This is a genomic window from Methylobacter tundripaludum SV96 (genome assembly GCF_000190755.2).
GTDB lineage: Bacteria > Pseudomonadota > Gammaproteobacteria > Methylococcales > Methylomonadaceae > Methylobacter_A > Methylobacter_A tundripaludum.
In genome coordinates this window covers 616060-625820 of record NZ_JH109153.1, presented here as the reverse complement: position 1 = coordinate 625820, position 9761 = coordinate 616060, and the positions used below count along the sequence as shown (strand labels likewise).

The 9761-nt window shown below is 48.6% G+C and carries 12 protein-coding genes; 5 read left to right on the top strand and 7 right to left on the bottom strand.

Annotated features, from left to right (window positions below; translation table 11 throughout):
- Window positions 1-123: 123 nt before the first annotated feature.
- Both METTU_RS24610 and METTU_RS24605 read right to left on the bottom strand, forming a co-directional pair.
- Window positions 124-387 carry a transposase gene (locus METTU_RS24610; protein ID WP_254258012.1) on the bottom strand — a complete coding sequence of 88 codons (264 nt, stop codon included), beginning with the start codon at window positions 385-387 and terminating at the stop codon, window positions 124-126.
- Between the two features lie 230 nt (window positions 388-617).
- Window positions 618-959 carry a COG3415 family protein gene (locus METTU_RS24605; protein ID WP_254258010.1) on the bottom strand — a complete coding sequence of 114 codons (342 nt, stop codon included), beginning with the start codon at window positions 957-959 and terminating at the stop codon, window positions 618-620.
- A 3-nt stretch (window positions 960-962) separates the two neighbouring features.
- Between METTU_RS24605 and METTU_RS15890 the strand changes: the two genes are divergently transcribed.
- Window positions 963-1238, top strand: coding sequence for a transposase (locus METTU_RS15890; protein WP_081466940.1), 276 nt, complete (start codon window positions 963-965; stop codon window positions 1236-1238).
- Between the two features lie 177 nt (window positions 1239-1415).
- On the opposite strand, the gene METTU_RS24600 is transcribed toward METTU_RS15890, so the two are convergent.
- Window positions 1416-1631, bottom strand: coding sequence for a hypothetical protein (locus tag METTU_RS24600; protein ID WP_254258008.1), 216 nt, complete (start codon window positions 1629-1631; stop codon window positions 1416-1418).
- Between the two features lie 1127 nt (window positions 1632-2758).
- On the opposite strand from METTU_RS24600, the gene METTU_RS15880 reads away from it, so the two are divergent.
- From METTU_RS15880 to METTU_RS15865, 4 genes are all read left to right on the top strand, one after another.
- Window positions 2759-2998: a DUF2171 domain-containing protein gene (locus METTU_RS15880; protein ID WP_006892806.1), complete on the top strand. Its 240-nt coding sequence runs from the start codon at window positions 2759-2761 to the stop codon at window positions 2996-2998.
- 283 nt (window positions 2999-3281) lie between these two features.
- Window positions 3282-3890, top strand: coding sequence for a DUF502 domain-containing protein (locus tag METTU_RS15875; RefSeq protein ID WP_006892805.1), 609 nt, complete (start codon window positions 3282-3284; stop codon window positions 3888-3890).
- An 86-nt stretch (window positions 3891-3976) separates the two neighbouring features.
- Window positions 3977-4213, top strand: coding sequence for a DUF2789 domain-containing protein (locus METTU_RS15870; protein ID WP_006892804.1), 237 nt, complete (start codon window positions 3977-3979; stop codon window positions 4211-4213).
- A gap of 122 nt (window positions 4214-4335) precedes the next feature.
- Window positions 4336-5238, top strand: coding sequence for a cation diffusion facilitator family transporter (locus tag METTU_RS15865; RefSeq protein WP_006892803.1), 903 nt, complete (start codon window positions 4336-4338; stop codon window positions 5236-5238).
- Window position 5239: 1 nt separating this feature from the next.
- On the opposite strand, the gene METTU_RS15860 is transcribed toward METTU_RS15865, so the two are convergent.
- From METTU_RS15860 to METTU_RS24590, 4 genes are all read right to left on the bottom strand, one after another.
- Window positions 5240-6292 carry an AI-2E family transporter gene (locus METTU_RS15860; protein WP_006892802.1) on the bottom strand — a complete coding sequence of 351 codons (1053 nt, stop codon included), beginning with the start codon at window positions 6290-6292 and terminating at the stop codon, window positions 5240-5242.
- 178 nt (window positions 6293-6470) lie between these two features.
- The gene (locus METTU_RS15855; RefSeq protein WP_302050594.1) at window positions 6471-8588 is read right to left on the bottom strand and encodes a catalase; all 2118 of its coding nucleotides are present in this window, start codon (window positions 8586-8588) and stop codon (window positions 6471-6473) included.
- Between the two features lie 187 nt (window positions 8589-8775).
- On the bottom strand, window positions 8776-8958 hold the full coding sequence (locus METTU_RS24595; RefSeq protein WP_254258006.1) for a hypothetical protein: 183 nt from the start codon (window positions 8956-8958) through the stop codon (window positions 8776-8778).
- A 331-nt stretch (window positions 8959-9289) separates the two neighbouring features.
- Window positions 9290-9700, bottom strand: coding sequence for a PQQ-dependent sugar dehydrogenase family protein (locus tag METTU_RS24590; RefSeq protein WP_254258003.1), 411 nt, complete (start codon window positions 9698-9700; stop codon window positions 9290-9292).
- Window positions 9701-9761 lie beyond the last annotated feature (61 nt).

Genomic DNA, 9761 nt, shown 5'->3' with positions numbered 1-9761 from the left:
CGTTACTTCCTCTTCCGGGGTCAGTTTGGCGATGAATTTCAGGTGGACTCCTAATTTTTGTCTGTTATTGCAATCGTTTCCAGTTTGACACAATAAATTTACTTCCTAATAACTTTCGCATTACTACTTATCCAACACCACACAGCACGGCACTTTAGTTTCTTCGTACTTGCCTGCATACGTTTCGACAAACGCATCAAAGGCATTGACAACCGTATCCGTTGTCACCGATTGTTCGGAGCTGTGGAAAAACAGATCATTGCTGCGACTCAAAAAACCTAACACATTCATGCGCTTGCTACGATAGCAGGGTATTTGTCGGGTCTCGCCAATCCGTTGCCATCCATAGGGTACACAGGGTGTCGTGCTAAAATCCGGATTCGTCAAAAGTAGTAAAGCTTCAATTCCCCATCATCCTCTTGCTGTTTCAAGGCCTTCAGATATGCCTTATCACGTTGGAAATCTGCTTCATTACGCTTTCCCTTCACTGATTGCCGACAACGTTTCCAGGCATAGGCACTTTTTTTAAATTACGTTTAAGGTAGTCAAGGCTGGCTTCCTTGCCCGTCTCCTCCAGCAATCGTGCTGCGGCGGCCTTGGGCTGGTGTGGGTTTTTGTCAATATAGCCCAGAAAAACGGACTTGTTCCTCAACCGTGAAGCGCACAGGCCTACCGCTTCGTGGACAATCGTAAAGCCCTATTAATCCCTCTGTTTCCCATTTGTCTAACCATGAGCTGACAGTCTCATGCTGGGACTCAAACAATTCGCTCAGCCGTGCAATTACATACCTTCTATTATTCAATAAGATAGCATGTGCCCGTTGTCTAACCCGGAATAATGGGTGGTTACGATAGGCTTCGGTTAACGTTACTTCCTCTTCCGGGGTCAGTTTGGCGATGAATTTCAGGTGGACTCCTAATTTTTGTCTGTTATTGCAATCGTTTCCAGTTTGACACAATAAATTTACTTCCTAATAACTTTCGCATTACTACTTAATGCTTCCATTCATCGTAGCGGCGTATTCAAAGAAAAGCTGGCGGGCTGGCAACAACGTGGTGTGTACTTACATTTTCTTCCGCCTTACAGCCCGGAGCTGAACCTGATCGAAATACTCTGGCGTAAAGTTAAGTACGAATGGTTGCCGCTTGATGCCTATCAAAGTTACGGACACTTGAAAAAGTGGGTGTTGGAAATCCTGAGTGACATCGGTAAAAAATTCCAAATAACTTTTGCGTAACTACTTAGTAAGTTGGTTGTATATGTGATTACATGTCACGCTCGCTGCCGGCCGCCGACTGTAGCCGAGAAGCTGGCGACGAATGCACCAATGAGCAGCGAGATGAAGAGCCATAGGGCTGCATAAGCGGAAGCCTTGCGAGCCTTGTCAGCAGCCTCTTTCGCCGCGGTTTCCGCATCACGCATCACGCAGCTTGGTCTGTACGCGTACATACGCATCACTCACTCGCTTCTCCGCGTCCTGCTGTGTCAGACCGGTACGCAACGCGACAACTTGGCCGACATACCGAATGTCTTCCGCGGGCAAAGGCCCTGTGCGAATAGAGGTCATAAAGATGCGGGTAACTTCAGGCGTGGACCCGGCAGGGATTGGCTTTGGAGGCCCTCCAGGCATAGCGTCGCCTCCTGCAATATCCGGGACGGATGCAGCCGCGTTGATGTCCTTTCGGAATAGCGAATCCACGAAGTAGCCCATCGGTCCACTGTCGCTATTGGACATCACCATCTCGGATCCGACCGCCGTCGCGGTGGCGACGTCCCCAGTCACAGTGGCCCCAGCCTGAATTCCACCGCTGACGATCGACCCAATCACCGAAGTAAGTAACGCGGCAGTCGCAAGCGCGGCGATGGCCCAGGCCAGGAAGCCGTGCGCGGTGTCGCGGAAGTAGACCTCGTCCGTATGCACCGCAACCCACTTTGTTCTTAGCCTGCCGGCGAGGTACCCCCCACTCCGGAAGCAACGAGTTGCGTGAAGGTCAGCCACAGGATGGTCGATACACCGAAGGTCGTTGCACTTACCCCGCTGTATGCCCAGGGTGACACCGAGGATAGCTCCAAACCTGTTCCCAACATCAAAAGGATCAGCGACAAGGCAGCGGCTCCCGCCACGATAGCACCCCACGACACTGCGCTTGCGTGAGTTTGTATATGTTCGGAGTAGACGCCCGGCAAGTCGTGTCTGCATCCAGGTTCGTCAGCGGCTGAGATATTAGGAAGTGTCATTGATGAGTCTCCATAGATTTAAGCTTGAGAAATTGTTGCACGATTAGTCGCCACGCATCTGTACGCCAACGTACATAACGGTGAAAAGTCGCCAAAGTCACTCCTATTGAATGGGCTGATGAAGGACATGCCGTGGGACCATGTGGTCTTCAGTAATTTTAAAGCTATCTGGCCCGCCACCTACCATGAGGTATCAGGCCGCTATGCTCAGGAATATAGGGATAAATTTTCCTATCTGTTGAATCGACGCTTTTGGGGACAAACAATTTGGGAGCTATTAGCTATTAGCTGTTTGCAATGTGCGCAGCCGTACAGACCGATTTTAGTCATGCGTGTATATTAAAAACACAGGCAAGGGATTTAATGGGGGCACATTCTTTAAGAATAAAGCGATTAACGCGTTAAAGTCCGAAAAATAGGTAATACTCTCAAACCTTGCCTGAGTTAACCGACCAAGAATTATCAATCAAACTCGCTCAGACTTTCAGACTTTCAGACTGAGCCAACGGGAGAAAAACTATGATTAATACCGACCAGATAAAGCCTGATATGCCCGTTGTCTGCTCGCAAGACGGCCAGTTTGCCACTGTAGACCATATGGAGGGCTCTGATACCATTAAGCTGAAGAAAGATAAGGCAGGTCAACACCATTACATTCCGCTAACCTGGGTAACCTCAACCGAGGGCGGCAAAGTTAAAGTAGATCGTCCAGGAGACCAGGCAATGGAGGAGTGGTCGACAAGTCCGCCAATCTTATAGACGAATGACTTCACGCGATAATAGTGGCAAGGGAAATGGTGGCTTTTCGCTTCTGATGAGAAGTTGAGGTCGATAAACGACAGGCACAACAACTTTGGCAATGCTTAATATATACGGTATAGGGTCTGTAACTTTTGTTACGGATGGAAACAGGTACATAAAAGCACACTAAAGCTCTATGAGTGTGTATCGGAATCTTTCGGGTTAAATTTGTTATATAAAACATAACGCTTTTATTTGAATTATCGTCTAGCTTATGAATAATTATAATTGGAAATTAAAAATGAAGCCGATCAGTAAAACTTTTTTCAAAGGGTTAATCGCTATTATCCCCCTTATACTCACCCTTTATTTGCTTCTCTGGCTTGCCGGCACTGCAGAATTGGTGTTGGGAAACATCTTCAAGTTTTTCTTCCCTGACAGTTGGTACATAAAAGGCTTGGGTTTTATGTTAGGACTGCCTGTAATATATTTTTTCGGAGGCTTTCTGGAGTCTCGAACTTTCCGCAGTCTGTTCTATAATTTTGAAGAACTCGTACTCCAGATTCCCGTTATTAAAAGCGTGTATACAGCAATACGCGATTTTAGTTCTCTTTTTTCCAGCGAAAACAGAGGGAAATTTAAACAGGTAGTTCTAGTAAATGTTCCCCCCGGCAATGGTCAACAAATAGGTTTTATTACCGTTTCGGATTTTGAAGAAGTTTTACATACTTTTATTGCCGATGACCAGATTGCCGTATATTTGCCATTCAGTTATGCGATAGGTGGCAACACAGTCATTATGTCACGGGAAAATGTAACAGAAATAGATATGTCTGTTGAGGATGCTCTGCGTTTTATCGCAACAGCCGGCGTTGTTGGTAATGTTAATGATGACAAAAATAAAAGTTAAAGAATTTGAATTTCACTAAAATGAAAAAATACGCCGAAGTCAAATCCGGTCTTTGCGTAAAGCTTTAATAGTTTCCGGGGATTCAAATGGATGCTTCAATACACACGATGCAAACGTTATTTTGTCAATTAGGTTTAGCGGGCGACGAGGAACAGATTAATGCTTTTATTCAAAGGCACAGACCGTTACCCCGTAATATTGCCTTGTCCGAGGCAGCTTTCTGGAACGAAGCACAGGCTGCGTTTCTGGCTGAAGCGGTAGCAGAGGATTCGGATTGGTGCGAGCTCGTGGATGAATTAGATTGTTTGTTGAGAGAAAATTAAGTGGGTAAGTATTATTCAAGTTAAAAATTTTGATGATTTTCTATCCTTGATAACGCGTCCCTGTTTGCTAGGAACTTATCTCTGAAAAATTTGATTCTAACTTAACGTAGTCAAAATCATCCATGTCATCTCCCACCCCAACCATCGCTATTCTCTATGCCTTTGCGGCTAATTTAGGTATCGCGGCAGCGAAAACCGGTGCAGCTTTCTGGACAGGTTCAGGCTCTTTATTAGCCGAAGCGATTCACTCGTTTGCCGATTGTGGCAATCAGGTCTTACTGTTTATCGGTATGAAACGATCTGAAAAAGAAGCGACCCGCAAACATCCGATGGGTTTCGGGCGAGAATCTTATATCTGGTCCATGATGGTGGCTTTCATATTATTTTCCGTGGGAGGCGTCTTTTCCATTTATGAAGGATGGCAGCGATATACCCATCCGCACACAGTGGAAAATGAGGGTGTCGCATTGCTCGTCTTGCTGATTGCGTTGGGTTTGGAATATTTTTCTTTAAAAGGGGCGCTGGCGGCAATGCAACAGGAGAAAGGCACGCGCTCCCTGTGGCAATGGTTTAAAGAGACTCAGTCCAGCGAATTGATGGTAGTTACCGGTGAAGATGTGGCAGCCTTGGCAGGACTCGGGATTGCGCTGGTAATGCTGGGTCTGACAATGATTACCGGCAATACCGCCTATGATGCGGCAGGTTCGATTTTAATCGGATTTTTATTGATTACCGTTGCCGTCGTGGTGGGTACACAAGTCCATTCTTTGCTGCTCGGTGAGGCGGCTGAAGATATCAGTGATAACGTACAGCACTATCTGGAGAGCCAACCCTGTGTGTTACAGGTGCTGAATGTGTGGGCGATCAATCACGGCAATAATGTCATGGTTACCATTAAAGCCGAGCTCCAACCCGATATGACAGTTATGAATGTAGTTGATGAAATCAATGCTATGGAACGGCAAATCAAGCAAACGCATACGCGGGTTAAATGGATATTCTTTGAGATTGATAACGCTGATTAAGTTATTTACGTTTACTTGCCTGGCTTTCTTGTCCCATTAGGTCCCAACAAGTAATGAATAAAGCGGCAATGATCGGGCCTAATACAAACCCTGTTAAGGAAAACCAGGTTAATCCACCCAGAGTGGATACCAATACCAGATAATCTGACATTTTACTGTCTTTACCTATCAGCCGTGGCCTCAGAAAATTATCAATCATACCAATGACTAAAATACCGATTGCCAAAACGATAGCTGCTTTTAAAGTTTGTCCTTGTAAAAATAGAATTATCGCAGCGGGAACCCAAATTAGCGTGCTGCCTATCGGCAATAAAGATAAAACTATCATTAATATACCCCATAAAAAAGCGGCGGGAATACCTACAAACCAAAATAAAAATCCCCCGATACTGCCTTGAATAACAGCGACTATTAACCCGCCTTTAACAGTCGCTCTGGCTACGCTGGTGAAACGCTCAAATAATTCTATTTCGATTCCGTCACCTATAGGAATAAGAGAGATGAGTTTTCTTATCAATTGCTGTCCATCCCGCAATAGAAAAAACAGAATGTAGAAGGCCAAGGCAACTTGAACGATAAGATTTAATAGGTTCTGGGTTAATGCGGGGAGTTGTTGCGCTATATATTTTACTGCTTGGGTAAAGGCATTCCCTGCTGAGGCGCTTATCTGCTCAACGCTTATTGCCTGTATATGTGAAAGCTTATAGAATTTTGGCAAAACTAACGCGAGAATATCTTGAAAATAGACTTGGGGATTTATTTCCCCACTTGCAATTTTTTGATAATAGCCTGTACTTTCCTCCGTTATCATCAAGATTATGGTCAGCAAAGGGATCACAAAAACCAGAATAATCATCATCATGGTCAAAAATAACGGCAGTATTTCCGAATTTTTAAAATATTGCCTAATCCGCTGATAAACAGGATCAAAAACTACTGCCAGAATGATGGCCCAAAAACAGGCTAATAAAAAATCTTTAATCAATAGGAAAAAAGACACCGTCAATAACAATACAAAGGTCAGAAAAAGAATATAAGGGGTATTTTTTTGCATGGAAAACAAGTTTAACCAAATGAATCGATTCGGCATCCTATCATAGCGATGATGAGTTTCCGAAACTGGTGGAATCCAGAGCGAATGCTATGAATCCGGCTTCATCAACTCAGGCGTAATAATGATATTACGCCTGGAATTAAAAGAGGTTTGACACCCAAGAGCAATGGCATCCTTATCAAGCGAGTGTTCTGACACTCGCTTCCCGCTCCCACTGACGTGTCTTGGCTGTGGCAATGAAGCGATCCAGGGTACCGATGGCAATGACACCGGCGTCTTGTTCGATAGCCGCGGTTTTCAGCAAGGCTTCGCCGCCCTTGTCAACGCCAATCGCTTTCAGATGACCGAAGGCGTCGCGCACGAAATCGATGGCGGCGGCTTCCTTGCCCAATAACGCGGCGGCTTTATCGGAGAGAATGATGGCGACCGCGTCGAACATCACCGACGGCGTACCGGCTAATTGGCCATCGACTTTCAAAAGCGAGCCATCGGTGAGTTTCGCTTCGCCGATTTTAGCGGCGATAATCTTCACTTTTGCGCCTGCAGCAGTGACTGCCTGCTTGACAGCGTCGATGCTTGTCGCGTCCGATCCATCCGCAATCAATACCCCGACAACCCGACCTTCGAGGGTATCCTTCATCTTGCCAATGAGTTGCAGCGCCGGGGATAGGTCTAACTCCTGTACCGCAACAGCAGCAGCTGGCGCTTGTGGCAGTTTGCTCATCCCGAGGCCAAAGGCGACCCGTTGTGCGAGGTCCTCTTCGACATGACGCAAGTGACCGACCATGGCTTCACGGATATGTGGATGCTCGACCTTCGAGAGCTCAAATACCAAAGCGGAGGCAAGATGCGCCTGTTCGAAGGCGTTTTGGCTGCGATAAAACTGCCGTGCCTGACTGTAATGGTCGGCAAAGCTCTCCGCCCGTATCCGGCCTTTTGCACCAGTTTCGTCCACCGCCGCACTGCGAAAGCCAGTCTCCAGTTGTTCGCGTGGGGAATCCGCTGCCAGGGTATTCGGTTCGTAGGACACGCGTCCGGCCGGTTGCGCCATTTGCATATGACCATCGCGCTGGTGATTGGCGAACGGGCACTGCGGCGCATTGACAGGTATCTGGTGGAAATTCGCCGAACCCAGACGGGATAACTGCGTGTCCAGATACGAGAACAGGCGCCCCTGCAATAACGGGTCGTTCGAGAAATCGATGCCGGGCACGACATGGGACGGACAGAACGCCACCTGTTCAGTCTCCGCAAAGAAATTGTCCGGCCAGCGGTTGAGTACCATGCGCCCAATAACTTGCAACGGCACCCATTCTTCAGGTATCAATTTGGTCGGATCGAGATGATCGAACGTGAAGGCATCGGCTTCCTCTTGGGAGAACAGCTGAACCGCCAATTCCCATTCCGGAAAATCGCCGGCGCTGATTGCATCGAACAGGTCGCGGCGATGAAAGTCGGAATCGGCACCGGCAATCTTGACCGCTTCATCCCAGAGGGTCGATTGCAAACCGAGTTTCGGCCGCCAGTGGAATTTCACGAAGGTTGATTCGCCCGCTGCATTGACCAGACGGAATGAATGAATACCGAAGCCTTCGATCATCCGCACCGAACGCGGCAAGGTGCGATCGGACATGATCCACATCACCATATGCATCGATTCCGGTGTCAGTGAAATATAGTCCCAGAAGGTGTCGTGCGCCGACGCTGCCTGAGGAAAGCCACGATCGGGTTCCATTTTGACGGCATGAATGAGGTCGGGAAATTTGATGGCATCCTGAATGAAAAACACGGGGATATTATTGCCAACCAAATCCCAGTTGCCCTCTTTCGTGTAAAACTTGACGGCAAAGCCGCGAACATCGCGCGGGGTATCGGCCGAACCGGACCCGCCGGCTACGGTTGAGATACGCGTGAACAGCGGCGTTTGTTCGCCCACTTCGGTCAGCACTTTGGCGGTAGTGTATTGCTCCAGGGATTGGGTCAGTTCGAAAAAGCCGTGTGCACCCGTGCCGCGGGCATGAACGATGCGCTCGGGAATTCGCTCGTGGTCGAAATGGGTGATTTTTTCGCGCAGGATGAAATCTTCCAACAGCGTCGGACCGTTCGGATTAGCTCTCAGGGAGTTCTGATTGTCGGAAATCGGCAAACCCTGATTGGTTGTCAACACTGGCTGATCGCCGATGGCAGTCTGGTGCCACTCTCCGCCGCTGCCTACTGAAACGGTTACGTCTTCTGGTCCGGACTTTGCCGTTTTGCCCTTGACTGGTTGAACCCCTGTATTTGCTTTGGTCATCATGAATCTCCAATTGATTTTGCGCGACGGCAACGTGTATATATTGCTACCCTCTTTATTCGACTTTTAAACAAAAATATCATCCCGCATTTGTCGGCGGGGGTCTGTGCGTTGCCGTACACAACAGCTTCCTGATTTCTGGATATGAAAAGAAGGTAACTTTTTAAGCTATGAAAGACTATATGCAGCCTTATTTCGGCATAGCGGGGGTCACTCGCCATACGCTGTTGCCAACGTCATCGGCGACAAGCAGTGCGCCTGCTCGGTCTATGGCCACGCCGACCGGACGGCCCAGCGCCTCCCCTTGCGCAATGACAAAACCGGTGAGTATATCCTCAGGTGTCCCTGCCGGGTGTCCGCCGGCGAACGGCACAAAAATCACCTTGTAACCACTCCGGGGTTGACGGTTCGGGGGAGCCGTGCTGACCGATGAACGCCCCGCCCATAAAGCGTTTCGGCAATAAATTGCTCGTATAGAAGACAAGCCCGAGAGAGGCTGTATGGGCGCCAAGCGCATAATCCGGCGCAATTGCTTTAGCCACCAGGTCAGGCCGTGGCGGCTTCACTCTCGTATCGGCATGCTGGCCGTAATAGCTGTAGGGCCATCCGTAGAAGGCGCCGTCTTTTACCGAGGTCATATAGTCGGGCACCAGGTCACTGCCGGTCTCATCGCGTTCGTTGACGGTAGTCCAGAGTGTACCGCGCTACGGTTGCCAGGCAAGGCCATTGGGGTTGCGCAAGCCCGAGGCAAAGATGCGCGAACCGCCTGTTACCGGATCAACTTCCCAGATGGCGGCGCGGTTGACTTCGTTTTCCACACCATTTTCGCCGACATTACTATTCGAGCCGACCTTGACATACAGGCGCGAACCATCCTGGCTGGCGAGCACATTTTTGGTCCAGTGATGGTTAATCGGGCCTGCGGGCAAATCAAGCACCTTTACGCCGGGCTCATTGATCTGTGTTTCGCCGGTGCGATAGGGAAAGCGTACAAGTCCATCGGAATTGGCAACATAAAAGTCGTTGCCCACGAGCGTCATGCCAAAGGGTGAGTTTAGCCCCTGCAGGAAGACTGTTCGCGTTTCCGCGATGCCGTCGCCATTTGCGTCGCGCAACAGGGTGATGCGATTAGCGCTCGGTACGCCCCGCCCCCGCGTATTTCATGGCCCGCTTCAT